Here is a 24,282-nt window from a genome sequence, read left to right on the forward strand (position 1 = left end):
ACCGTCAGATATGCAGGATGAATTCGCGAACCAGCTTGCTGCCGAAATAGGCCAGCATCAGCAGGCAGAAACCGGCCAGCGTCCAGCGGATCGCCTTGTGGCCACGCCAGCCCAGGCGGGTGCGCCCCCACAGCAGTACGCTGAAGACGATCCAGGCCACGCAGGCCAGCAGGGTTTTGTGCACCAGGTGCTGGGCAAAGAGGTTGTCCAGGAACAGCCAGCCGGAGATCAGCGACAGCGACAACAGGCACCAGCCCGCCCAAAGGAAGCCGAACAGCAGGCTTTCCATCGTCTGCAACGGTGGGAAGTTGCGGATCAGCCCGGAAGGGTGCTTGTTTTTCAGCTGGTGGTCCTGCAGCAGCAGGAGCAGCGACTGGAACACCGCGATGGTGAACAGCCCATAGGCCAGGATCGACAGCAGGATATGGGCGAGAATCCCCGGCTCTTCATCGATCAGCGGAACGGTGCCGGGTGGGGCGAACTGGGCCAGCAGGGCCGTGATGGCGCCGAGCGGGAACAGCAGCACCAACAGGTTTTCCACCGGTATGCGCAGGCAGGCCAGCAGGGTCAGGGTAATGACCGCCACGGCGATCAGGCTGGCGGCGCTGAAGAAGTCCAGGCTCAGCCCCAGCGGGGTGATCAGTTGAAAGAACAGTGCGCCGCTCTGGGCGATCACGGCGAGGGCGCCGAGCAGGCCGAGCAGCCGTTTGTCGGCTTTGTTCGACTGGGCCAGGCGCGAACCCTGATAAACGGTCGCCGCTATATATAGGCCGGCGGCGATCAGGTTGGGGATGAGGCTGGGTGAGGAGACCATAAGTCCTGGTGGGCAAGCCTTAAAGAAACGGAGTTTGGCATAGATCGCGCTGGGGGGGCTAGTGAGCTGCAAGCTTCAAGCTGCACGCCGCAAACGAAGGCAGATGCGTGTGGGGAGGGGATTTTCTGATGGTTCGCGGCTTGCGCCTTGCAGCTTCAAAGGTGCCGCCGGGAAGCTGAGGTGTGCGCCGCCGCCGCTCTTCGCTATAATCGCCGCCTTGCTGTGCCCAGCGCGTGTGCATATTCATCTGGGCGCCTGACAAACCTCGGCTTTTACTTGGCCTGAAAGGATCACCATGTTCGAAAACCTGACCGACCGCCTGTCACAGACGCTGCGCCATGTCACCGGCAAGGCCAAGCTGACTGAAGACAACATCAAGGATACGTTGCGCGAAGTGCGCATGGCCCTGCTCGAGGCCGACGTTGCCCTGCCGGTGGTCAAGGATTTTGTCAACAGCGTGAAAGAACGCGCCGTCGGCACCGAGGTGTCGCGCAGCCTGACCCCGGGCCAGGCGTTCGTGAAGATCGTCCAGGCCGAGCTGGAAAGCCTGATGGGCGCGGCCAACGAGGACCTCGCGCTCAATGCTGCCCCGCCTGCCGTGGTGCTGATGGCCGGCTTGCAGGGTGCGGGCAAGACCACCACCGCCGGCAAGCTGGCGCGCTTCCTCAAGGAGCGCAAGAAGAAAAGCGTGATGGTCGTTTCGGCCGACGTTTACCGCCCGGCAGCCATCAAGCAGCTGGAAACGCTGGCCAACGACATCGGTGTGACCTTCTTCCCGTCCGATATCAGCCAGAAGCCTGTCGCCATTGCCGAAGCGGCGATCCGCGAGGCCAAGCTCAAGTTCATCGACGTGGTCATCGTCGACACCGCCGGCCGTTTGCACATCGACGCCGACATGATGGACGAGATCAAGGCGTTGCATGCTTCGGTCAAGCCGGTCGAGACCCTGTTCGTGGTCGATGCCATGACCGGCCAGGACGCCGCCAATACCGCCAAGGCCTTCGGTGAAGCCCTGCCGCTGACCGGCGTGGTGCTGACCAAGGTCGACGGTGATGCCCGTGGCGGTGCTGCGCTTTCGGTGCGTGCCATCACCGGCAAGCCGATCAAGTTCATCGGTATGGGTGAGAAAACCGAGGCGCTCGAGCCCTTCCACCCGGACCGTGTGGCATCGCGCATCCTCGGCATGGGTGACGTGCTCAGCCTGATCGAGCAGGCCGAGCAGACCATCGACAAGGCCAAGGCCGACAAGCTGGCCAAGAAACTGAAGAAGGGCAAGGGCTTCGACCTCGAAGACTTCCGCGATCAGCTGCTACAGATGAAGAACATGGGCGGCCTGGGCGGCCTGATGGACAAGCTGCCGAGCATCGGCGGGGTGAACCTGTCGCAGATGGGCAATGCCCAGGGCGCGGCCGAGAAGCAGTTCAAGCAGATGGAGGCGATCATCAACTCCATGACCCCGGCCGAGCGTCGCGACCCTGACCTGATCAGCGGTTCGCGCAAGCGCCGGATCGCCCTGGGTTCTGGTACCCAGGTGCAGGATATCGGGCGGCTGATCAAGCAGCACAAGCAGATGCAGAAGATGATGAAGAAATTCTCCGCCAAGGGCGGCATGGCCAAGATGATGCGCGGCCTGGGCGGGATGCTGCCGGGTGGCGGCATGCCTAAGCTGTAACCCTTATTCCGGGCGCTTGTCTTTTGCAGGATGAGCGCTCAGAACCCCCGCTGCGGCGGGGCAACGGCCACGCAATCCGTGGCTCAACCGGCAAATCTGGACGGCAGGGCGAGGCCTTGTCGAAAAAGTCATTTGCAAATGTCCGTGTATTCCCCGAGAATATGCGGCCTTTTGGGCACCCGTGTGCCTATTTGGCATTCAGATTTGCAGCACCGACTATAGGAACGATGTTCACATGGTAACCATCCGTCTTGCCCGTGGCGGCTCGAAAAAGCGCCCTTTCTACCACCTGACCGTGACCAACTCGCGTAACGCCCGTGACGGCCGTTTCGTTGAGCGCGTAGGTTTCTTCAACCCGATCGCTGCTGGCGCTGAAGTCAAGCTGTCGGTCAACCAAGAGCGCGTCAGCTACTGGCTGAGCCAAGGCGCACAGCCGTCTGAGCGTGTTGCTCAGCTGCTGAAGGACGCTGCCAAGGCCGCTGCCTGAGCAATATGAACGCGACGCCAGAAAAGGCTGACGACCTCATCGTCGTTGGCAAGATTTTTTCGGTTCACGGCGTTCGCGGCGAGGTGAAGGTGTATTCCTTTACCGATCCGATTGAAAACCTGTTGGATTATCCACGCTGGACGCTTCGGCACGAAGGCAAGGTAAAGCAGGTCGAGCTGGTCAGCGGTCGTGGCTCCCAAAAGGGCCTGGTCGTTAAACTGAAAGGCCTCGATGATCGTGATGAAGCGCGTCTTCTGAGCGGCTACGAAATCTGCATTGCGCGGAGCCTTTTGCCCAACCTGGCCGCAGACGAGTACTACTGGTACCAGCTGCAGGGCCTGAAGGTCATCAACCAGGACGAACAGCTGTTCGGCAAGGTCGATCACCTGTTGGAGACCGGTGCGAACGATGTCATGGTGGTCAAGCCCTGCGCAGGCAGCCTGGATGATCGCGAGCGTCTGTTGCCCTATACGGGGCAATGTGTGCTGGCAATCGACCTGGAAGCAGGCGTGATGCGGGTTGAATGGGACGCGGACTTCTAAACGATGGGTAACCTTCGCGTAGACGTCATCACGTTGTTCCCCGAGATGTTCTCGGCCATCACGGAGTACGGCATTACCAGCCGCGCGGTAAAACAGGGGTTGCTTCAGGTGACCTGCTGGAACCCGCGGGACTACACCACAGATCGCCACCACACGGTGGATGATCGGCCGTTTGGCGGTGGCCCGGGCATGGTGATGAAAATCAAGCCTCTGGAAGACGCCCTGGTTAGCGCCAGGCAAGCGACCGGAGCATCGGCAAAGGTGATTTACCTTTCGCCGCAAGGCCGCAAGCTGACTCAGCAAGCGGTCAAAGGCCTGGCCGAACAGGAATCGCTGATCCTGATCGCCGGTCGTTATGAAGGCATCGACGAGCGTTTTATCGAAGCTCATGTCGATGAGGAGTGGTCGATTGGCGACTATGTGCTTTCCGGTGGCGAGCTGCCGGCCATGGTACTGATCGATGCGGTTACACGGCTGCTGCCCGGAGCTTTAGGGCATGTGGACTCGGCGGAGGAAGACTCCTTCACCGACGGTCTGCTCGATTGCCCGCACTACACCCGACCTGAGGTGTATGCGGATCAGCGTGTTCCCGACGTGTTGCTAAGTGGCAACCATGCACACATCCGGCGTTGGAGGATGAAGCAGTCCCTTGGTAGGACCTTCGAACGACGCGCCGATCTTCTGGAAAGTCGCTCGCTTTCTGGAGAAGAGAAGAAGCTGCTCGAGGAATATCTCCGCGAGCGGGACGATAGTTAAACGTATCGATGGTGGATCACGTATCCATCTTAGGAGCACAGCATGACCAACAAGATCATCCAGCAGCTCGAAGCCGAGCAGATGAGCAAGGAAATCCCGACCTTCGCACCAGGCGACACCATCGTCGTTCAGGTTAAAGTGAAGGAAGGTGAGCGTTCCCGTCTGCAGGCGTTCGAAGGCGTCGTTATCGCCAAGCGTAACCGTGGCCTGAACAGCGCCTTCACCGTGCGCAAAATCTCCAGCGGCGTTGGCGTTGAGCGTACCTTCCAGACCTACAGCCCGCAGATCGACAGCCTGGCCGTGAAACGTCGTGGTGACGTGCGTAAAGCCAAGCTGTACTACCTGCGCGACCTGTCCGGCAAAGCCGCTCGCATCAAGGAAAAACTGTCCTGAGTACAGTTTGCCCGGTGGCTCTGGCCGCCTAGCGAGAAAAAAGCAGCCTTCGGGCTGCTTTTTTGCGTTTTGAAACCCGAAAGAAGTGACGGACATGACCAGCCGAGACCAGGAAATTCAGCGCCGCACCGAGTTGTCGGTGACCCGCGTGACCAAAGCGGTATTCCCCAGCACCACCAACCACCACAACACCTTGTTCGGCGGCACTGCGCTGGCCTGGATGGACGAAGTGTCGTTCATCGCCGCTACGCGCTTTTGCCGGTTGCCGCTGGTGACCGTCTCCACCGACCGCATTGACTTCAAGCACCCGATCCCGGCGGGCACTATCGTCGAGCTGGTGGGCACGGTGATCAAGGTCGGAAACACCAGCCTGCAGGTTCAAGTGGACGTATTCGTCGAGAACATGTACCTGGATGGGCGCGAGCGTGCGATCCATGGTGTGTTCAGCTTTGTCGCCATCGACGAGGACAAGCGCCCGGTGCCGGTGTTGCCACAGGCCTGAGGGCTCAACCCGGCGCGGCAGTCGTCTCGGTGACGGGGGCCGGTTCTACCAGTGCTACCAAGGTCCAGCCAGGTTGCGGCGCAAGCGGGTTCTCCGGGCTTGATACATGCACCCAGCCCTGGGTATCCCGGGCAAACAGCAGATGTGCGCGCTCGCCATGCAGCGCCTGGTAATTGCCCCAGTCGAAGCCCTCGGTCAGGGTGGTGCTGTACAGCTCCGCGCCATGATGCAGGCGATTGGCCATTTGCTGGTAGGTCATCGGGCTGGAGCCCAGCAGTTGGCCGCGGTGCTCTTCGCTGGCCCGGTGTTTGTCGCTGCGCTGCTTCTCCAGGCCGCTGGCCAGCACATACAAACGGCCGTGGCCGAAGTCATGGCGAAAGCGCGCACAGGCCAAGGCGTTGATTTCCCCAGCAGGTGACAGCCCTAGCAGGTGGCCGAGGCCTACCAGGTCCAGGTGCGCGTCGGCATGTTGCGAAGCCGGGTTGCCAAAGTAGGTCGGCAGCCCCTCCATGCGTGCCGCACGAATGTTTTCCCAGCTCGAGTCGGTCAGCAACACACGGCAACCCAGTTGTTGCAGAGCCTTGCCGAGGGTGCGTGCAGGCTCGTTGGCGCCGACGATGAGAAAACCGCTGGGCGCAGGCTCCGCCACTTTCAGCAGGCGCGCCAGGGGGCGCGCCGTCGCGCTCTGCAGCACGACCGTGCCGATGATCACTGCGAAGGTGAGCGGCACCAGCAGCAGCGCGTCCTGATGCCCGGCCTCATCCAGGCGGATGGCGAATATCGCCGACACTGCGGCGGCTACGATGCCGCGCGGTGCGATCCAGGCCAGCAGCGCCCGTTCCCGCCAGTTCAGCGTGGACCCCAGCGTTGACAGCAAGACATTCAACGGCCGCGCCACCAGCTGGATCACCAGCAGCAGTGCCAGTACGGCCGGGCCCAGCCCCAGCAGGGCGTGCAGGTCGAGCCGTGCGGCCAGCAGGATGAACAGGCCAGAGATCAGCAGTACGCTGAGGTTCTCCTTGAAGTGCAGGATCTGCCGTACATCCACGCCACGCATGTTGGCCAGCCACATGCCCATGACCGTCACCGCCAGCAGCCCGGACTCGTGAACGATCTGGTTGGCGGCGATGAAAATACCCAGTACGGCAGCCAGCGACGCCAGGTTGTGCAGGTATTCCGGCAGCCATTGCTCGCGCATGATCTGCCCCAGTAGCCAGCCGCCGGCGGCGCCCAGGGCGCTGCCGCAGAAGATCACCCCGGCAAAGGTGCCCAGGCTCTGGCTCAGGCCATCGCCATCGGCGCTGGCGATGATGAAGCTGTACACCACGACGGCGAGCAGGGCACCGATCGGGTCGATGACGATGCCTTCCCAACGCAGGATGTTGGCAATGGTCGCCTTGGGCCGTACCACGCGCAGCATCGGTACGATGACCGTAGGGCCTGTGACCAGGGTCAAGGTGCCGAACAGGATTGCCAGCGGCCAGTCGAACGCCAGCAGCCAGTGCGTGGCCAGGGCGATCACCAGCCAGGTCGACAGGGCGCCGACGGTGACCAGTCGGTGCACCACGCTGCCGATCTCCCGCCATTGCGAGAGGTGCAGGGTCAGGCTGCCTTCGAACAGGATCAGTGCCACCGCCAGTGACACCAGAGGCATCAGCAACGGGCCGAACAGCGCTTGCGGGTCGAGCCAGCCGAGCAACGGCCCCAGCGTTATGCCGGCCAGCAGCAGAAAGAGAATGGCTGGAAGCTTCAGGCGCCAGGCCAGCCACTGGCAGGCGAGGGCGGCGGCACCGATACCGCCCACACTAAGAAGGATCTGCTGTTCGTTCATGTGGGCTCCCTATGCCGGCGTTGTTATGAAAGACTAAGCGTCATTTCGTCGTTTGCCACCGAGTTTTCATGCCTGCCCTTGACCACCCCTTGATCGACCAGTTCCTTGATGCCCTGTGGCTGGAAAAAGGCCTTTCAGACAACACTCGCCAGTCCTATCGCAGTGACCTGGCGCTGTTCAATGGCTGGCTGCAGGATCACGGCCTGGCCTTGCCTGAGGCCGGTCGGGAGCTGATCCTCGATCACCTGGCCTGGCGCCTGGATCAGGGTTACAAACCCCGTTCTACAGCGCGTTTTCTCTCCGGTCTGCGTGGCTTTTTTCGCTACTTGCTGCGGGAAAAGCTCATTGCCGTCGACCCGACCCTGCAGATAGAAATGCCGCAGCTGGGCAAGCCCTTGCCCAAGTCGCTGTCGGAAGCCGACGTCGAGGCCCTGTTGCAGGCCCCTGACCTTGGCGAAGCCATTGGCCAGCGCGACCGCGCCATGCTTGAGGTGCTGTATGCCTGTGGTCTGCGCGTTACCGAACTGGTCAGCCTTGCCCTGGACCAGGTGAACCTGCGCCAGGGCGTGCTCCGGGTGATGGGCAAGGGCAGCAAGGAGCGCCTGGTGCCCATGGGCGAAGAGGCGGTGCTGTGGCTGCAGCGCTATCTGCGCGACGGGCGCGCCGAGCTGCTCAGCGGGCGCCCGAGCGATGTGTTGTTCCCCAGCTTGCGCGGGGAGCAGATGACCCGCCAGACGTTCTGGCACCGCATCAAGCATCACGCGCGGGTAGCCGGTATCGACAAGCCCCTGTCGCCGCACACCTTGCGTCACGCCTTCGCCACTCATCTGCTCAACCACGGTGCCGACCTGCGCGTGGTGCAGATGCTGCTGGGGCACAGCGATCTGTCGACCACGCAAATCTATACCCATGTGGCCAAGGCCCGCCTGCAGCAACTGCACGCACAGCACCACCCACGTGGATGAATGATTTTCATGTTCCGCCGGCCGGTACTCGCAGACCCCTTCACCGGTAGCGTGTTGTGGTAGGCTTGGGCGGTTTGCACCAAGGGCCGCACGGTCGCCGCGTTTTTCCGCAGGTGACGCCCCTCGGCCCCTGTCCGCCTTCAGGAGTTCCCATGCGCGTGACCCAGATGTTCGCCGCCGCCGCGTTGGCGCTGGCCAGTACCTTTGCCGTTGCCGCGGCGACCGACAGCAATGCCGCTGCCGAGCAGGCGATTCGCAAGTCGTTGCAGAACCTTGAGCTGGAAGTGCCGGTCGAGAGCGTGGCCAGCAGCCCGCTCAACGGCCTGTATGAAGTCAAGCTGCAGGGCGGCCGTGTGCTGTACGCCAGCGCCGATGGCCAGTTCGTCATGCAGGGCTACCTGTACCAGATCCAGGACGGCAAGCCGGTCAACCTGACCGAGAAGACCGAACGCCAAGGGGTCGCCAAGCTCATCAATGGCATTCCAGCCGCCGAGATGGTGGTTTATCCTGCAAAGGGCCAGACCAAGTCGCACATCACCGTATTCACCGACACCACCTGCCCGTATTGCCACAAGCTGCACGCCGAAGTGCCAGAGCTCAACCGTCGCGGTATCGAAGTGCGCTATGTCGCCTTCCCGCGCCAGGGGCTCGGCTCGCCGGGTGACGAGCAGCTGCAGGCCGTGTGGTGCTCCAGTGACCGCCGCGCAGCGCTGGACAAGATGATCGACGGCAAGGAAATCAAGGCCGCCAAATGCACCAACCCGGTCGGCAAGCAGTTCCAGTTGGGCCAGTCGATCGGCGTCAACGGCACGCCGGCGATCGTGCTCGAAAATGGCCAGGTGATTCCAGGTTATCAACCGGCACCGCAAGTGGCCAAACTGGCCCTGGCCGGCCAACAGCAGGCCGCCAAGTAAAATCATTCAGTACGCCGTCGTCATGGGGTGACGGCATGTTTCACGGTCGGCGCAGGTGCCGGCCGTTCAATGGGGAGTTCACAGTGAAACCGGTCAAAGTAGGCATCTGTGGGTTGGGGACCGTCGGTGGCGGAACCTTCAATGTACTTCAGCGCAACGCCGAGGAGATTGCCCGCCGTGCCGGGCGCGGTATTGAAGTGGCACAGATCGCCATGCGCTCGCCTAACCCGAACTGCCAGATTACCGGTACCCCCATTACCGCTGATGTGTTCGACGTTGCGAGCAACCCGGAGATCGACATTGTCATCGAGCTGATCGGTGGCTACACCATCGCCCGCGACCTGGTGCTCAAGGCCATCGACAACGGCAAGCACGTGGTCACCGCCAACAAGGCGCTGATCGCCGTACACGGCAACGAAATCTTCGCCAAGGCCCGTGAGAAGGGCGTGATCGTGGCCTTCGAAGCCGCAGTGGCAGGTGGCATCCCGGTGATCAAGGCGATCCGCGAAGGCCTGTCGGCCAACCGCATCAACTGGCTGGCCGGGATCATCAACGGCACCGGCAACTTCATCCTCACCGAGATGCGTGAAAAAGGCCGCGCCTTCCCCGACGTGCTGGCCGAAGCGCAGGCGCTGGGTTATGCCGAAGCCGACCCGACCTTCGACGTCGAAGGTATCGATGCCGCGCACAAGCTGACCATCCTGGCATCCATCGCCTTTGGTATCCCGCTGCAGTTCGACAAGGCCTACACCGAAGGCATCACCCAGCTGACCACCGCCGATGTGAACTACGCCGAAGCCCTGGGCTACCGCATCAAGCACCTGGGTGTGGCCCGCCGCACTGCAGAAGGCATCGAGCTGCGCGTGCACCCGACGCTGATCCCGAGCGACCGTCTTATCGCCAACGTCAATGGCGTGATGAACGCCGTGATGGTCAATGGCGATGCGGCAGGCTCCACCCTTTACTACGGCGCCGGCGCCGGCATGGAGCCCACCGCCTCCTCGGTGGTCGCCGACCTGGTCGACGTTGTCCGCGCCATGACCAGCGACCCTGAAAACCGCGTACCGCACCTGGCCTTCCAGCCGGATTCGCTGTCGGCGCACCCGATCCTGCCGATCGACGCCTGCCAGAGCGCCTACTACCTGCGTATCCAGGCCAAGGATCACCCCGGCGTGCTGGCCCAGGTGGCGAGCATCCTCTCGGAGCGCGGCATCAACATCGAGTCGATCATGCAGAAGGAAGCCGAGGAACAGGACGGCCTGGTGCCGATGATCCTGCTGACCCACCGTGTGGTCGAAAAGAGCATCAACGACGCCATCGTCGCTCTGGAAGCATTGCAGGACGTGGTCGGCAAGGTCGTGCGCATCCGCGTCGAACAGCTCAACTAAGCGGCAAGCTTCAAGCTGCAAGCTGCAAGAAAAAGCAGTTCGGTGTTGAGGCTTTTAACAGTTTAAATTTGCGGCAAGGGCAGTGCAGGGCGTAAGAGAAATGCCGATCGGCTTTTTCTTGCAACTCGCAGCTTGCCGCTCAAACCGAAGGTTTGCATATGCGCTATATCAGCACCCGCGGCCAGGCACCGGCCCTGAATTTCGAAGACGTCCTGCTGGCTGGCCTGGCCAGCGATGGCGGCCTGTACGTGCCAGAGAACCTCCCACGCTTCACCCAGGAAGAAATCGCTTCCTGGGCGGGCCTGCCGTATCACGAGCTGGCTTTCCGTGTGATGCGCCCGTTCGTCGAGGGCAGCATTGCCGACGCCGACTTCAAGAAGATCCTGGAAGAGACCTACGGCGAATTCGCCCACGCCGCGGTCGCTCCGCTGCGCCAGCTGAACAGCAACGAGTGGGTTCTTGAGTTGTTCCACGGGCCGACGCTGGCCTTCAAGGACTTCGCCCTGCAGCTGCTCGGGCGCCTGCTCGATCACGTGCTGGCCAAGCGCAACGAGCGCGTGGTGATCATCGGCGCGACCAGCGGCGACACCGGCTCTGCCGCGATCGAAGGCTGCCGCCGCTGCGACAACGTCGACATCTTCATCCTTCACCCGCACCAGCGCGTGTCGGAGGTTCAGCGCCGCCAGATGACCACCATCTTCGGCGACAACATCCACAACATCGCCATCGAAGGCAACTTCGATGACTGCCAGGAGATGGTCAAGGCCAGCTTCGCCGACCAGTCGTTCCTCAAAGGCACCCGCCTGGTCGCGGTCAACTCGATCAACTGGGCGCGGATCATGGCCCAGATCGTTTACTACTTCCACGCTGCCCTGCAGCTCGGCGGCCCGGCGCGTTCGGTGGCGTTCTCGGTGCCGACCGGCAACTTTGGCGACATCTTCGCCGGCTACCTGGCACGCAACATGGGCCTGCCGGTCAGCCAGCTGGTGGTTGCCACCAACCGCAACGACATCCTGCACCGCTTCATGAGCGGCAACCAGTACGTCAAGGAAACCCTGCACGCGACCTTGTCGCCGTCGATGGACATCATGGTCTCGTCCAACTTCGAGCGCTTGTTGTTCGACCTCCATGGTCGCAACGGCGCGGCTATCGGCGAATTGATGGCCAACTTCAAGCAGGGTGGCGGTTTCAGCGTCGACCAGGACCGCTGGACCGAGGCGCGCAAGCTGTTCGATTCGCTGGCCGTCAGCGACGAGCAGACCTGCCAGACCATCGCCGAGGTCTTCGCCAGCACAGGTGAAGTACTCGACCCGCATACCGCGATCGGCGTGAAGGCCGCGCGCGAATGCCGTCGCAGCCTGGATACCCCGATGGTGGTGCTGGGCACCGCGCACCCGGTCAAGTTCCCGGAGGCCGTGGAGAAGGCGGGCGTCGGCAAGGCGCTGGAGCTGCCTGCGCACCTGAGCGACCTGTTCGGCCGAGAGGAGCGCTGCACGGTTCTGGCCAACGACCTCAAGGCCGTCCAGGCCTTCGTCAGCCAGCACGGTAACCGCGGCAAGCCGCTTTAATCGTGATGAAGGGGGCCGCTGCGCGGCCCCGCTTTTAGACTTTTCCCTGGTTTTATTCAGATTTTTCCTATGTAAAACGCGTTAAGCGCTGCATACAGTGGCCCGTCCTTCCCTCAGGAGTGGCTCATGCATCAGCCCTACGTGTTGATTCACCAGGCTCGGCCTTCCCACCAGATTCTCCTGCATCAGGCGTGCAATGCCCTGGGCGTTTTCGACGTGCGCATCACCCATGATCTGCTTGACCTCAATGCCTGCCTTGCACGCAAGCGCGGTGCCGACCTGCTGATCCTCGACCATTCGATGAAAGGCGGCCAGGCCTTGCTCGAACGTCTGCAGCGCAACCGCTGTTCACGCGCCTTGCTTTTCGTCGGCTGTGCCAGCGAGCACCGTCCCAACCTTGCCGAGCAAGCACGCGAGCGTGGCCTCTGGGTGCTGGCCGATTTGCCGTGGCCGCTGCCGGTGCGGCGCTGGCAACAGGCCTTGCAGCGTATTCAAACGTTCACATCCCCCACGCATGCTCATTGAAACAGCTCAAGCGTAACGAACTTTCCGTTGCGCTTGCTGGTCAGTTTCTTCATAGACCACCACGCAGCGAGTGATCCGGATGGAAAGAATCTGCAGACTGCTTAATGATGCACTGAGCCCTTATCAGACCCAGCTTGGCGCCGCCGATGCCAGTGGTAATCGGCAACTCACCGTTGTCGACAGCCTCGGTGGCATGACCTTGCGCCGAACGGTCAGCCAACGCCAGTTACAGGAGCAGCGCCTGCTGATCGACCTGGTCGATGGCCTTCACCGTGACCTGCAGATCGCCGAGGGGCGCCTGCAGCCTTGTGTCATCGCGGCTTTGCAGCAACGCCAACAACCTGCGGGAACCTTTGCCTGAGTGGCGCATCAGACACAGTAGGGCAGCCAGCCAGCACACAGCTCCGGTGATGGCGGGTTGTCACGGGAAGTCCAAGAGGACTTTCGATTGGCCCCGGGCGTCCTCCCCAGCGTCCCGGGGTTTCTTTTTTATCGCCCTTCGAAAAAATGCCTGCTCTGCTCCAGGTACTCTGTCTGGAACTCCGGATCCAGCCACCTGGCATAGAGCGCTGGAAGGGTGTCCTGGCGCAGCGCGGACAGCAGTTGGTCTATATGCGCGATGGCTGCGCGCCCCGATGGCGTATCGGAGCAGCCCACATGCAGGAACTGATAGCGGTCCACGCCTTGTATCGGGTGAAACTGATAGTCATCGAGCGAGCCGCCTTGTTGCTGGATCAGGTAGCGCACTTCCGGCCAGTAGCCGAGCACCAGTTGCAGGCGCCCCAGGCGCTGCATCTGCAGTAGGTTGGCAGTGGCATCGTTACCATAGTGGCGGCTGAGAACCGAGTCGGGAAGCGGGTGCAGGATCGCATCGATCTGGGTGCTGTAGCTGCGCCCGGCGACGAGGCCGAGCTTCAGTTGCTTGTCGCTCAACAAGCGCTTGAGATCGATCTGCGCGCCATCCAGAAACGGTGCCAGCAGTGGTTCGGCTTGCTTGCGCACCACCAGGCCACCGCTCATCGCCCCCAGCGCCGGTTTGGAGAAGTGCACGAACTTCGCGCGCTCCGGTGTCCACATCAAGGTCGGGTCGCAGGTGAAGCTGGCAGGGTCCTGCAGCATCTGTATGCCGCGTGCCCGAGTGACGCGCACGATGTCGTGGTCGTATTCGGGCATCTGCTCGATCAGCAGCGCCAGCATCCGGTCGATCGCACCTTGGCCTTTGGCCGCACCCTCCAGGATGGTGAAAGGCGGCAGGTCGCGGACCAGCCATAGCAGGCGTTCCTTGGCCTGCACTGGCGCGATGGCCATGGCGAGCAGCAGCCCGAACAGCAGGGACAGGCGCGTGCGCACGGGCGGAGGCGACCTCAGACTGCGCCGGCCTGGCGCAAACGGGCGATGGCGGCGGCGTCATACCCCAGGGTGCCAAGCAGGGCGTCTGTGTGTTCGCCTAGCGCCGGGCCCACCCACTCGGCCGAGCCGGGTGTCTCGGACAGCTTGGGTACGATGCCTGGCATCTTGAACGCTTTACCGTCTGGCAGGCGGGCCTGCAGGAACATTTCGCGGGCCAGGTACTGCGGGTCGCTGAACATGTCTTGCGCCGAATAGATGCGGCTGGCCGGAACATCGGCGACGGTCAACGTCTGCATCAGCTGCTCCAGCGGCAAGCTGTTGGCCCAGCGGTCGATAACGCCATACAGCTCGTCACGCCGTGCATCGCGGCCATCATTGCTGGCCAGCGCCGGGTCGTCGGCCAGGTCGTGACGGCCGATGGCCTGCATGAAGCGTTTGAAGATCGCATCGCCATTGGCACCGATCTGCACGTGCTTGCCGTCGGCGCTGGTGTGGATGGAGGAGGGCGTGATGCCTGGCATGATGTTGCCGGTGCGTTCGCGAATGAAGCCAAACACATCGAACTCCGGGACCATGCTCTCCATCATGGCGAAGATTGCTTCGTACAGCGCCACGTCCACCACCTGGCCCTGGCCGCCGTTGACTTCGCGGTGACGCAGCGCCATCAGTGCGCCGATCACGCCCCACAATGCAGCGATCGAATCGCCGATGGAGATGCCGGTGCGTACCGGTGGGCGGTCATCGAAGCCGGTGATGTAGCGCAGGCCACCCATCGACTCGCCCACGGCGCCGAAGCCTGGCTGATCCTTCATCGGCCCGGTCTGGCCGAAGCCTGACAGGCGCACCATCACCAGTTTCGGGTTGAGCTCGTGCAGCACATCCCAGCCCAGGCCGAGCTTTTCCAGCACGCCCGGGCGGAAGTTCTCGATGAGAATGTCGGCCTCGGCCAGCAGCCGCTTGAGGACCTCGCGGCCATCGGGGTGCTTGAGGTTCAGGGTCAGCGACTGCTTGTTGCGCGCCTGCACGAACCACCACAGCGACGTACCCTCGTACAGCTTGCGCCATTTACGCAGCGGATCACCGCCATCGGGCGACTCGACCTTGATGACCTCGGCCCCGAACTCGGCGCAGATGCGCGAGGCGAACGGGCCAGCGATCAGGGTGCCAAGCTCGATCACTTTCAGGCCGGCGAGGGGTTTGCTCGGTGTAGGCATGGGGCATCCGGGGCGAATGGGCAGAGGCGTGGTTTTATCATAGGTCGTTGGCGGCAGATACTGCTGCGGCGCAACGAAGAGCAGGATCGGGTAGACTGTGTGACTTTTCTTTGCGCAAGAAGCCCGTCGACCATGGCCCAGCCGTCCACCACCTACAAATTCGAACTGAATCTGACCGATCTCGATCGCGGCGTGTACGAAAGCGTCAAGCAGACCATCGCCCGTCATCCTTCGGAAACCGAGGAGCGCATGGCCGTGCGGCTGTTGGCCTACGCACTTTGGTACAACGAGAATCTGTCGTTCGGCCGCGGCCTGTCGGATGTCGACGAGCCTGCCCTGTGGGAGAAGAGCCTGGACGACCGCGTGCTGCACTGGATCGAAGTGGGCCAGCCTGACGCTGATCGCCTGACCTGGTGTTCCCGCCGTACCGAGCGCACCAGCCTGTTGGCCTACGGCAGCTTGCGGGTATGGGAGTCCAAGGTGGTGGGCGCGGTCAAGAACCTGAAAAACCTGAACATCGCCGCTGTACCGCAAGAGGTGCTCGAAGTGCTGGCCACGGACATGCCGCGCAGCATCAAGTGGGACGTGATGATCAGCGAAGGCACGGTGTTCGTCACAGATGACCGTGGCCAGCACGAAGTGCAGCTGCAGTGGCTGCTCGGTGAGCGTGGCTGAGCCAACCGACCCATGCGTATCGAACCCCGCCCGCTGCCGCCGACACTGCCGTTTCTCGGTAACCTGCCACCCTTGCTGACCCGACTGTATGCCGCCCGTGGCGTGCAATCTGAGGCAGAGCTGGACAAGAGCCTGGCGAGGCTGTTGCCGTACCAGCAGCTAAAGGGCATTGATGCCGCGGTAGACTTGCTGGTCGAAGCGCTCGACCAGCGCCAGCGCATCATCATCGTCGGCGACTTCGATGCCGACGGCGCCACCGCCAGTACGGTCGGCGTACTCGGGCTGCGCCTGCTGGGGGCAGCCCATGTCGACTACCTGGTGCCCAACCGTTTCGAATATGGCTATGGCCTGACGCCAGAGATCGTCGAGGTGGCGCTGCAGCGCCAGCCACACTTGCTGATCACGGTCGATAACGGCATTTCCAGTGTCGAGGGTGTGGCGGCAGCCAAAGCGGCCGGGCTCAAAGTGCTGGTCACCGACCACCACCTGCCAGGCCAGCAGCTGCCGGACGCCGACGCCATCGTCAACCCGAACCAGCCAGGTTGCGGCTTCCCGAGCAAGTCGCTGGCCGGCGTCGGGGTGATCTTCTATGTGCTGATGGCCTTGCGCGCCCGCCTGCGCAGCCTGGGGCGCTACGAAACACAACCACAACCGAACATCGGTGAACTGCTCGACCTGGTCGCGCTGGGCAGCGTTGCCGACGTGGTGCCGCTGGATGCCAACAACCGCATTCTGGTGCACCAAGGCCTTGAGCGCATCCGCGCCGGCCGGGCACGGCCGGGGCTGAAGGCGATTCTGGAGGTGGCACGTCGCGACCACCGGCGTATCACCTCCACCGACCTGGGTTTCATTTTAGGCCCGCGGCTCAATGCCGCCGGGCGCCTGGACGACATGAGCCTGGGTATCGAGTGCCTGTTGTGCGAGGACGAGGCGCTGGCCCAGGACATGGCGCAGCAGCTCGATGGCCTGAACCAGGACCGCAAGTCGATCGAGCAGGGCATGCAGCGCGAAGCGTTGGCCCAGCTCAAGGATTTGCCGGTCGAGGCCATGCCGTACGGCCTGTGCCTGTTCGATGCCGAATGGCACCAAGGTGTGATCGGCATTCTTGCCTCGCGCCTGAAGGAGCGTTACCACCGCCCGACCATCGCCTTTGCCGATGCTGGCGACGGCATGCTCAAGGGCTCCGCACGTTCGGTGCCGGGGTTCCATATCCGCGATGCGCTGGATGCAGTGGCGGCGCGCCATCCGCAGTTGATCAGCAAGTTTGGCGGCCATGCCATGGCTGCAGGCCTGTCGTTGCCCGAAAGTCATTTCCCGGCGTTCGCCGAAGCGTTCGATGAAGAAGTCCGGCGCCAGTTGCGCGAAGACGATTTGACCGGCCGTCTGCTTTCGGACGGCAGCCTGGCGGTGGAGGAATTTCACCTGGACCTGGCAAAGGCCCTGCGTAATGCCGGGCCTTGGGGGCAACACTTCCCCGAACCACTGTTCCATGGCGTGTTTCAGTTGGTCGAGCAGCGTGTGGTCGGCGAGCGGCATTTGAAGGTGGTGCTCAAGAGCGAATGTGGCTCGGTTCGTCTGGACGGCATCGCCTTTGGCATTGACCGCGAAGTCTGGCCCAACCCGACCGTGCGCTGGGTGGAGCTGGCGTACAAGCTGGATGTGAACGAGTTCCGCGGGAACGAAAGTGTGCAGTTGATGATTGCGCATATGGAGCCGCGCTGAGGAGCCTGCAGGTGCCTGACTTGTCTTTGCGGGGCGGCGCTCGATTGCCCTGGCGCCGTAAACCTAAAGGTCAAGACCTAGGCTCCCTGACACTTTAGCCATCCGAAGAAAGTTAGCCTGTCATGCCTAACTCGGCATCATCCATCAGTGCCTTGGCCATGGCACTGAGGTAGTGGGATGCCCAGATCATCATCGGTTTTTCATCCATCAGGCCGATGATGGTCAGCTCTCGTACATAACCCATCAATTCCGAGGCCTGCTCACGGGCATCGCGGCAGGGAATCCCTGGCTCGATGCGGAACAGTGGGTGAGTCTGGTGTTCACCTTGAAAGAAGGTGGTCTTCCCGACAGTAAAGTGGGTGTCGTCTGTGGTCATCGAATTCTCTCCTGAAGTTTCTCGATTGCTTGTTCTGGCCTCTTTTTGGGCAAGCTCCCACAGGTCATCTGCAAGTTTTGAGGATTGGGATGCCCCGGTGGCTGCGGGGTTACCCGCGAAGAGGCCAGTGGATCCAACCTCAATGCAGGGTAGTAGTACGCTCCAAGGCCAATGACAGCGCATCCGCTTGGCCCCAGGCAATCTGCAGGGCACGCAGCCCATTCACAAGCGATTCCCGGGAGCTGTCATCTTCGACGGCATCGAGGACTCGATGGCAATGGTTGTAAGCGAGCATCAGGTAATGGGTGACATTCATCAACACGTGATCGATTGGCACGATGCCTTCGTTCACGGCGTTGGTCAGGGTCTTGTCGGAGGGAAGGTCGAAATGGTGCGGTGGATCGGGGACTAGTTTTTTCATAGTGAACGACTCGTAAGGTTACTGATTGACCGACCTGTCCGATTCCACACGGATGGGTGGCAGTTGTACGCGGTGTGGAATCCAGGCTACGAGTAAACCCGGTAGGCTTTGCGGCCTCCCGCGCACAACTGCCATGACGACAGCAACTCAGTAATTGACAGGATTCCACTCCCGGACGCCAAACATCAGCGACGCAAGAAGCCTAAAGGGTGGGGTTTCCAGGGACAATCAGCCGCGAGTCGACAAGATTCGTAGGATATTTTCCTGATGTAAGTATCGCTAGCTCATATGTGTAGGAAATATCTGGTGCGCGCGTCGGAGCAGTCAGCAATCTGAGGGAACCTTCCCCCCCACCAATCTGGTCTAGTCTGATTAATGACTGGCACCGGGCCAGGGATGTGCACTTGAATGCCCGGGCCGGATCACCATTGGAGTCCTTGGGAGGTGCCCTCATGAGCCTGCTGCTCGAGCCTTACACCCTGCGTCAGCTGACGTTGCCCAACCGCATCGCCGTCTCGCCGATGTGCCAGTATTCCGCCGTCGATGGCCTGGCCAACGACTGGCACCTCGTTCATCTGGGCAGCCGTGCCGTCGGCGGCGCCGGGCTGGTCATCACCGAAGCGGTAGCCGTGACCGCCGAGGGCCGCATCACTGCCGAGGACCTTGGTCTGTGGACCGATGATCAGATCGCGCCATTGCAGCGCATTACGCGGTTCATCACTGCCCAGGGCGCTGTGCCGGGCATCCAGCTGGCCCACGCCGGGCGCAAGGCCAGCACCTATCGCCCTTGGCTGGGCAAGCATGGCAGCGTCAAAATCGAGGAAGGAGGCTGGCAGCCGGTGGGCCCCTCGAAAATTGCCTTCGACCCTGAACACACGGCGCCACGTGAGTTGAGCAAGGACGAGATCCAGGATGTTGTAGCCGAGTTTGTCAAAGCCACCGAACGCGCGTTGCAAGCGGGTTTCAAAGTGGTCGAAATCCACGCCGCCCATGGCTACCTGCTGCACCAGTTCCTCTCGCCGCTGAGCAATCAGCGCCGCGATGAATATGGCAGTTGCTTCGAAAACCGCATCCGCCTGACGTTGCAGGTGACCGAGGCGGTGCGTAAGGTCTGGCCGCAGGAACTGCCGCTGTTCGTGCGTGTGTCGGCGACCGACTGGGTAGAGGACGGCTGGAACCCGGACGAAACCGTGGAACTGGCCCGCCGGCTACGTGTGCTCGGGGTCGACCTGATCGACGTGTCCTCCGGCGGTACTTCGATGAATGCGGAAATCCCCACCGGCCCCGGCTACCAGACCCGTTTCGCCGAGCGTGTACGCAAGGAATCGGAAATCGCTACCGGCACGGTGGGCATGATCACCGAACCGGCCCAGGCTGAACACATCCTGCGCACCGGGCAGGCCGACCTGATCTTCCTGGCTCGCGAGCTGCTGCGCGACCCTTACTGGCCGTTGCATGCCGATGATGACCTGGGCGGTAACAGGGCTACATGGCCGGCGCAGTATCAACGGGCTACCAGCCGGGCAAATCCGATACATGAGTCGGATCTGCGCGACTGATTGACCCCCTCAGCTGTAAGCGGCCTTGCGCAGCCTATCGCTGACCCACTGATTGATGCTTTTTCCCGCCAGCTCGGCCTTTGCGGCCACGCTGGCGTGAAGGGTGGGCTCAAGGCGCAGACTCAGCTTCCCCGAATAGGTCTTGTGCGGCTCACGGCCAAGGCGTTCACAGGTTTCGAGGTGTCATAAACGGCCTCCTCGACAGCCGGACTGTAGGAGATAGGGACGGTGCTTGAAGGAAAGGTCCTAGGTATCCATGCGAGGACGATCGCCACTTTGTACCGGCCTCCTTGCTGACTTGCCTCAGCAGAGGCCGGTAGCTTCACATCACGTTCAGTGCTTGATCATCACATGCCGCACGCAGGTGTAATCCTCCAGCCCATACATCGACATGTCCTTGCCATACCCCGAATGCTTCTGCCCGCCATGGGGCATTTCGCTGACCAGCATGAAGTGGGTATTGACCCAGGTGCAGCCATACTGCAACCGCGCCGCCAGGCGGTGGGCGCGGCCGGTGTCGCGGGTCCACACCGACGAAGCCAGGCCGTACTCCGAGTCGTTGGCCCATTCCAGCGCCTGCGCTTCGTCAGTGAAGCGTGTTACCGACACCACTGGGCCAAACACCTCGTGACGCACGATCTCGTCATCCTGCAGCGCATCCGCCAGCACTGTTGGCTCGAAGAAGAAACCCTCCCCCGGTAGTGCCTTGCCTCCGGTGACCAGGCGAATGTGCGGCTGGGCGATGGCGCGCCCGACCAGGCCGGCTACCTTGTCACGGTGCTGGGCGCTGATCAGCGGGCCGAGTTCGGTGTCCTCGGCATCCTGCAGGCCGGTTTTAAGGCTGGCCACGGCTTTGCCGAGGCGTTCGACGAAACGTTCGTAGATGCCCGCCTGCACATACAGGCGGCAGGCCGCAGTGCAGTCCTGCCCTGCGTTGTAGAAACCGAAGGTGCGGATGCCATCGATGGCGGCATCGATGTCGGCATCGTCGAACACCAGCACCGGCGCCTTGCCGCCCAGCTCCATGTGCATGCGTTTAACGCTGCCCGCCGTGGCGCCGATGATGTGCGCGCCGGTGGGGATCGAGCCGGTCAGCGAGACCATACGCACCTTGGGGTGGGTCACCAGTGGGCTGCCCACCGTCTGGCCGCGGCCGAAGAGGATGTTGAGCACGCCGGCCGGCAGTAGGTTCTTGGCCAGTTCGCCGAGGCGCAGGGCGGTCAGCGGGGTGAGTTCGGACGGCTTGATGACCACGGTATTGCCAGCCGCCAAGGCGGGGGCGATCTTCCACGCCAGCATCATCAGCGGGTAGTTCCAGGGCGCAATCGAGGCCACTACGCCCAGCGGGTCGCGGCGGATCATCGACGTGTGCCCGGGCAGGTATTCACCAGCCGCCGAGCCACCGAGGCAGCGGGCGGCGCCGGCAAAATAGCGGAACACATCGGCGATGGCCGGTATCTCGTCGTTCAGGGCCGCTGCGAACGGTTTGCCGCAATTCTGCGACTCCAGCCTGGCCAGCTCATCGGCATGCGCCTCGATCGTGTCGGCCAGCGCCAGCAGGGCCAGCGAGCGCTCTTTCGGGCTGGTCTGCGACCAGCTGTCGAAAGCCAGGTCGGCGGCGCGCACTGCCGTATCGACCTGGGCCTCGGTGGCTTCGTTGATCTGTGCCAAGGCACTGCCTTCGGCGGGGTTGAGCACGGTCCAGGCCGGGCCATCGCCTGCGACCAGGCGACCGTTGATCAGCATGTTGGTTTGCATCGGGGGCTCCTTGTGGGTCATTTGCCGCTGCCCGCAACGCTTTCACCGTCGCGGGTCAGGTAATAGGCGCCGAGGATCGGCAGCATGGTCACCAGCATCACCAGCATGGCAACCACGTTGGTCACCGGCACGTCGATGGGCCCGTCATCGGCCTGAGCGCGGCCCTCGTTCGGTCGTCCTGCAGACGCAGGTCGAGGTGTTTCCAGTTGGGAATCGGCCCGGTATTGATCGGCTGCAATCAAGAAAGCAGTGAAGCGATCGTCATAGGTGTAAAGCGCTTGTGGCGAAATCGAGTCTAGTTGGCTTTTTGCCTACCGATGCAACATCCGGAAGCAAATCCACGGGTGGCCCTGGGCCCTGCAGGCCTTACTCTGAACGTCATTTTCCGCAGCGTGGAGCCATGCCAATGAATACTCGGGGTCTGCTCGATCAACTGCTCAAATCCGGCCAGGAACTGCTGAACAAACAGGGCGGCGCAAGCAAGCCGGCCGCAGGCTCAGGCGGCCTGGGCAGCCTGTTGTCCGGCGCTGGGGGCGGGGCGCTGGGTGCCGGCGCCCTGGGCTTGCTGTTGGGCAACAAGAAGGCGCGCAAGTACGGGGGCAAAGTGATCACCTACGGTGGCCTCGCCGCGCTCGGTGTGCTGGCCTACAAGGCCTATGGCAACTGGCAGGCCCGTCAGGGCGCAGGGCAGGGGGCCGAACCGCAAACCCTCGATCGCCTGCCCCCGGCCCAGGTCGAGCAGCACAGTCAGGCGGTACTGCGGGCGTTGGTGGCAGCGGCCAAATCCGATGGTCACATCGATGACCGTGAGCGTGCGTTGATCGAAGGCGAATTCACCCGCCTGGACAGCGACCGTGAACTGCAGCACTGGTTGCACGCCGAGCTGAACAAACCGCTGGACCCGGCCGAAGTCGCGCGCGCCGCACAAACACCAGAGATGGCTGCCGAGATGTACCTGGCCAGCCTGATGATGGTCGATCAGGAGAACTTCATGGAGCGTGCATACCTGGACGAACTGGCCCGCCAGCTTCGCCTGGACCCAGCGTTGCGTCAGGAACTGGAAAGCCAGGCCCGCCTTGCCGCCGCAGGTCAATGACGCGCAAATGGCCTGATCTCAAGGCAGGGATGCCTGATTGCCCCGCATATTCAGCCGCCTAAGCGTAGGAAGCCTGGGCTATACTTCGGCGATTTTTCCCGCTCGTTGTGAATTCCTGAGGGCTGAATGTGAAGAACTGGACCTTGCGCCAACGGATCCTGGCAAGTTTCGCCGTGATCATCGCCATCATGTTGCTGATGGTCGTAGCTGCTTACTCGCGGCTGGTGGCGATCGAAAGTGCCGAGGAGGCAGTGGGTACCGACAGCATTCCCGGGGTCTACTACAGCTCGATGATCCGCAGTGCCTGGGTCGACAGCTATGTCACCAGCCAGCAGTTGGTGGGGTTGTCCGACCACCGCGAGATCACAGCCGCCGACATGGAGCTGTTCAAAAGCTTCGACGAACGCCTCAAGCAATATCTGGCCAGCTACCAAGGCACCATTCACGAAAAGGACGACCAGGCCCATTTCGACGCCTTCATCCAGATGGAGGCGAACTACACCCAAATCATTGGCCAGGTGATCGAAGCCTACCGTCAGCGTGATTATGCCGAGGCAGAGCGCTTGATCAAGGACGTGCTGGCACCGGTCTGGTCCCAGGGCCGGAACCACCTCAACACGATGATCGAGTACAACCGCGAAGCCGCTGACACCGCTAACCACCAGATCGTCGGTGCCGTGAGCACTGCCAAAGGCAGCATGATCGTTTCGCTGTTGTTGGCAATCATCGCAGCGGGCATCTGCGGCCTGCTGCTGATGCGCGCCATCACCGCCCCGGTGCAGCGCGTGGTGCACGCCCTCGACAAGCTGCGCTCGGGCGACTTGAGCATGCGCCTGAGCCTGGAGCGCAAGGACGAGTTCGGCGCCATCGAAAGCGGCTTCAACGAGATGGCCGAGGCGCTGGCCAAGCTGGTGTCCCAGGCTCAGCGTTCTTCGGTGCAGGTGACCACATCGGTCACCGAAATTGCCGCCACGTCCAAGCAACAGCAGGCCACCGCCACCGAAACCGCTGCGACCACCACGGAAATAGGGGCCACTTCGCGCGAAATTGCGGCGACATCGCGCGATCTGGTGCGCACCATGACCGAAGTCACCAGTGCCGCCGACCAGGCCTCGAGCCTGGCCGGTTCCGGCCAGCAAGGCCTGGCGCGCATGGAAGACACCATGCACCAGGTCATGGGTGCAGCCGACCTGGTCAATGCCAAGCTGGCGATTCTCAACGAAAAGGCCAGCAACATCACGCAGATGGTGGTGACCATCGTCAAGGTCGCCGACCAGACCAACCTGCTCTCGCTCAATGCTGCCATCGAAGCGGAAAAAGCCGGCGAGTATGGGCGCGGCTTTGCCGTGGTAGCCACCGAAGTAAGGCGCCTGGCGGACCAGACGGCTGTGGCCACTTACGACATCGAGCAGATGGTGCGGGAAATCCAGTCGGCGGTATCGGCAGGGGTGATGGGCATGGACAAGTTTTCCGAAGAAGTACGCCGAGGCATGTTCGAAGTGCAGCAAGTGGGCGAGCAACTGAGCCAGATCATTCATCAGGTACAGGCGCTGGCGCCACGGGTGTTGATGGTCAACGAAGGCATGCAGGCCCAGGCTACGGGGGCCGAGCAGATCAACCAGGCACTGGCTCAGCTCAGCGATGCCAGCACACAGACGGTGGAATCGCTGCGCCAGGCCAGCTTCGCCATCGACGAGTTGAGCCAGGTGGCCGCGGGCCTGCGCGGTGGTGTATCGCGCTTCAAAGTCTGACCG

24 protein-coding genes and 2 pseudogenes are annotated in these 24,282 nt (G+C 62.3%); 17 read left to right on the plus strand and 9 right to left on the minus strand.

Going from position 1 to position 24,282, the window contains the following annotated elements; all coding sequences use genetic code 11:
* Window positions 1-4: 4 nt before the first annotated feature.
* A complete protein-coding gene (locus ACIPZC_RS08835; protein ID WP_241804334.1) occupies window positions 5-814 on the minus strand; it encodes an inner membrane protein YpjD in 810 nt (269 codons plus the stop codon).
* Between the two features lie 295 nt (window positions 815-1,109).
* On the opposite strand from ACIPZC_RS08835, the gene ffh reads away from it, so the two are divergent.
* The 6 genes from ffh (at window position 1,110) to ACIPZC_RS08865 (ending at window position 5,166) form a co-directional block, all read left to right on the plus strand.
* Window positions 1,110-2,486 carry a signal recognition particle protein gene (gene ffh, locus ACIPZC_RS08840; protein ID WP_241804335.1) on the plus strand — a complete coding sequence of 459 codons (1,377 nt, stop codon included), beginning with the start codon at window positions 1,110-1,112 and terminating at the stop codon, window positions 2,484-2,486.
* Window positions 2,487-2,721: 235 nt separating this feature from the next.
* On the plus strand, window positions 2,722-2,973 hold the full coding sequence (gene rpsP / locus ACIPZC_RS08845; RefSeq protein ID WP_012315971.1) for a 30S ribosomal protein S16: 252 nt from the start codon (window positions 2,722-2,724) through the stop codon (window positions 2,971-2,973).
* A gap of 5 nt (window positions 2,974-2,978) precedes the next feature.
* The gene (gene rimM, locus ACIPZC_RS08850) at window positions 2,979-3,515 is read left to right on the plus strand and encodes a ribosome maturation factor RimM (protein ID WP_400626260.1); all 537 of its coding nucleotides are present in this window, start codon (window positions 2,979-2,981) and stop codon (window positions 3,513-3,515) included.
* Between the two features lie 3 nt (window positions 3,516-3,518).
* Window positions 3,519-4,271 carry a tRNA (guanosine(37)-N1)-methyltransferase TrmD gene (gene trmD, locus ACIPZC_RS08855; RefSeq protein ID WP_008094486.1) on the plus strand — a complete coding sequence of 251 codons (753 nt, stop codon included), beginning with the start codon at window positions 3,519-3,521 and terminating at the stop codon, window positions 4,269-4,271.
* Between the two features lie 42 nt (window positions 4,272-4,313).
* On the plus strand, window positions 4,314-4,664 hold the full coding sequence (gene rplS, locus ACIPZC_RS08860; RefSeq protein WP_008094487.1) for a 50S ribosomal protein L19: 351 nt from the start codon (window positions 4,314-4,316) through the stop codon (window positions 4,662-4,664).
* 94 nt (window positions 4,665-4,758) lie between these two features.
* A complete protein-coding gene (locus ACIPZC_RS08865) occupies window positions 4,759-5,166 on the plus strand; it encodes an acyl-CoA thioesterase (RefSeq protein ID WP_267818343.1) in 408 nt (135 codons plus the stop codon).
* Window positions 5,167-5,170: 4 nt separating this feature from the next.
* Here ACIPZC_RS08865 and ACIPZC_RS08870 read toward each other — a convergent pair whose 3' ends face one another.
* Window positions 5,171-6,997: a cation:proton antiporter gene (locus ACIPZC_RS08870; RefSeq protein ID WP_400626263.1), complete on the minus strand. Its 1,827-nt coding sequence runs from the start codon at window positions 6,995-6,997 to the stop codon at window positions 5,171-5,173.
* A gap of 68 nt (window positions 6,998-7,065) precedes the next feature.
* Here ACIPZC_RS08870 and xerD point away from each other — a divergent pair, with 68 nt between their 5' ends.
* The 6 genes from xerD to ACIPZC_RS08900 all read left to right on the plus strand — a co-directional run bounded on the left by xerD (window position 7,066) and on the right by ACIPZC_RS08900 (window position 12,718).
* The gene (gene xerD / locus ACIPZC_RS08875; RefSeq protein ID WP_400626265.1) at window positions 7,066-7,962 is read left to right on the plus strand and encodes a site-specific tyrosine recombinase XerD; all 897 of its coding nucleotides are present in this window, start codon (window positions 7,066-7,068) and stop codon (window positions 7,960-7,962) included.
* 152 nt (window positions 7,963-8,114) lie between these two features.
* Window positions 8,115-8,876, plus strand: coding sequence for a bifunctional protein-disulfide isomerase/oxidoreductase DsbC (gene dsbC / locus ACIPZC_RS08880; RefSeq protein WP_267818339.1), 762 nt, complete (start codon window positions 8,115-8,117; stop codon window positions 8,874-8,876).
* An 83-nt stretch (window positions 8,877-8,959) separates the two neighbouring features.
* Window positions 8,960-10,264 carry a homoserine dehydrogenase gene (locus ACIPZC_RS08885; protein WP_241804341.1) on the plus strand — a complete coding sequence of 435 codons (1,305 nt, stop codon included), beginning with the start codon at window positions 8,960-8,962 and terminating at the stop codon, window positions 10,262-10,264.
* Window positions 10,265-10,422: 158 nt separating this feature from the next.
* Window positions 10,423-11,832, plus strand: coding sequence for a threonine synthase (gene thrC / locus ACIPZC_RS08890; RefSeq protein ID WP_241804342.1), 1,410 nt, complete (start codon window positions 10,423-10,425; stop codon window positions 11,830-11,832).
* Window positions 11,833-11,958: 126 nt separating this feature from the next.
* The gene (locus ACIPZC_RS08895; protein WP_400626268.1) at window positions 11,959-12,357 is read left to right on the plus strand and encodes a histidine kinase; all 399 of its coding nucleotides are present in this window, start codon (window positions 11,959-11,961) and stop codon (window positions 12,355-12,357) included.
* A gap of 79 nt (window positions 12,358-12,436) precedes the next feature.
* Complete coding sequence (locus ACIPZC_RS08900) at window positions 12,437-12,718, plus strand: DUF3509 domain-containing protein (RefSeq protein WP_241804344.1); 282 nt, start codon at window positions 12,437-12,439, stop codon at window positions 12,716-12,718.
* 128 nt (window positions 12,719-12,846) lie between these two features.
* Here ACIPZC_RS08900 and ACIPZC_RS08905 read toward each other — a convergent pair whose 3' ends face one another.
* Window positions 12,847-13,707: a TIGR02285 family protein gene (locus ACIPZC_RS08905; protein WP_400626271.1), complete on the minus strand. Its 861-nt coding sequence runs from the start codon at window positions 13,705-13,707 to the stop codon at window positions 12,847-12,849.
* Window positions 13,708-13,721: 14 nt separating this feature from the next.
* Window positions 13,722-14,921, minus strand: coding sequence for a CaiB/BaiF CoA transferase family protein (locus ACIPZC_RS08910; RefSeq protein WP_400626273.1), 1,200 nt, complete (start codon window positions 14,919-14,921; stop codon window positions 13,722-13,724).
* Between the two features lie 132 nt (window positions 14,922-15,053).
* Between ACIPZC_RS08910 and ACIPZC_RS08915 the strand changes: the two genes are divergently transcribed.
* Window positions 15,054-15,596, plus strand: coding sequence for a YaeQ family protein (locus ACIPZC_RS08915; RefSeq protein ID WP_046784361.1), 543 nt, complete (start codon window positions 15,054-15,056; stop codon window positions 15,594-15,596).
* 12 nt (window positions 15,597-15,608) lie between these two features.
* Window positions 15,609-17,318: a single-stranded-DNA-specific exonuclease RecJ gene (gene recJ, locus ACIPZC_RS08920; protein ID WP_267818326.1), complete on the plus strand. Its 1,710-nt coding sequence runs from the start codon at window positions 15,609-15,611 to the stop codon at window positions 17,316-17,318.
* A gap of 112 nt (window positions 17,319-17,430) precedes the next feature.
* Here recJ and ACIPZC_RS08925 read toward each other — a convergent pair whose 3' ends face one another.
* Window positions 17,431-17,694 (minus strand): DUF3077 domain-containing protein, encoded by a 264-nt coding sequence (locus tag ACIPZC_RS08925; RefSeq protein ID WP_115274004.1) that lies wholly within the window; start codon window positions 17,692-17,694, stop codon window positions 17,431-17,433.
* A 139-nt stretch (window positions 17,695-17,833) separates the two neighbouring features.
* Window positions 17,834-18,115, minus strand: coding sequence for a hypothetical protein (locus ACIPZC_RS08930; RefSeq protein WP_241804348.1), 282 nt, complete (start codon window positions 18,113-18,115; stop codon window positions 17,834-17,836).
* Between the two features lie 452 nt (window positions 18,116-18,567).
* Here ACIPZC_RS08930 and ACIPZC_RS08935 point away from each other — a divergent pair, with 452 nt between their 5' ends.
* Entirely contained in the window at window positions 18,568-19,674 is a 1,107-nt protein-coding gene (locus ACIPZC_RS08935) for an NADH:flavin oxidoreductase/NADH oxidase (protein ID WP_241804349.1), read from the plus strand.
* Window positions 19,675-19,683: 9 nt separating this feature from the next.
* Here ACIPZC_RS08935 and ACIPZC_RS08940 read toward each other — a convergent pair.
* The 3 genes and pseudogenes from ACIPZC_RS08940 to ACIPZC_RS08950 all read right to left on the minus strand — a co-directional run.
* A pseudogene (locus ACIPZC_RS08940) lies at window positions 19,684-19,857 on the minus strand (toxin-antitoxin system HicB family antitoxin); the annotation flags it as partial.
* Between the two features lie 150 nt (window positions 19,858-20,007).
* The gene (locus tag ACIPZC_RS08945) at window positions 20,008-21,432 is read right to left on the minus strand and encodes a gamma-aminobutyraldehyde dehydrogenase (protein ID WP_400626276.1); all 1,425 of its coding nucleotides are present in this window, start codon (window positions 21,430-21,432) and stop codon (window positions 20,008-20,010) included.
* Window positions 21,433-21,449: 17 nt separating this feature from the next.
* Window positions 21,450-21,572 (minus strand): annotated as a pseudogene (locus ACIPZC_RS08950) (ABC transporter permease); the annotation flags it as partial.
* A 266-nt stretch (window positions 21,573-21,838) separates the two neighbouring features.
* Here ACIPZC_RS08950 and ACIPZC_RS08955 point away from each other — a divergent pair.
* Together ACIPZC_RS08955 and ACIPZC_RS08960 are read left to right on the plus strand one after the other, a co-directional pair.
* Window positions 21,839-22,528 (plus strand): tellurite resistance TerB family protein, encoded by a 690-nt coding sequence (locus tag ACIPZC_RS08955; RefSeq protein WP_241804355.1) that lies wholly within the window; start codon window positions 21,839-21,841, stop codon window positions 22,526-22,528.
* Window positions 22,529-22,656: 128 nt separating this feature from the next.
* Window positions 22,657-24,279 (plus strand): methyl-accepting chemotaxis protein, encoded by a 1,623-nt coding sequence (locus tag ACIPZC_RS08960; RefSeq protein ID WP_400626278.1) that lies wholly within the window; start codon window positions 22,657-22,659, stop codon window positions 24,277-24,279.
* The last annotated feature ends 3 nt before the right edge of the window (window positions 24,280-24,282 follow it).

Source organism: Pseudomonas sp. NPDC089743 (assembly GCF_044748785.1).
Lineage (GTDB): Bacteria > Pseudomonadota > Gammaproteobacteria > Pseudomonadales > Pseudomonadaceae > Aquipseudomonas > Aquipseudomonas putida_X.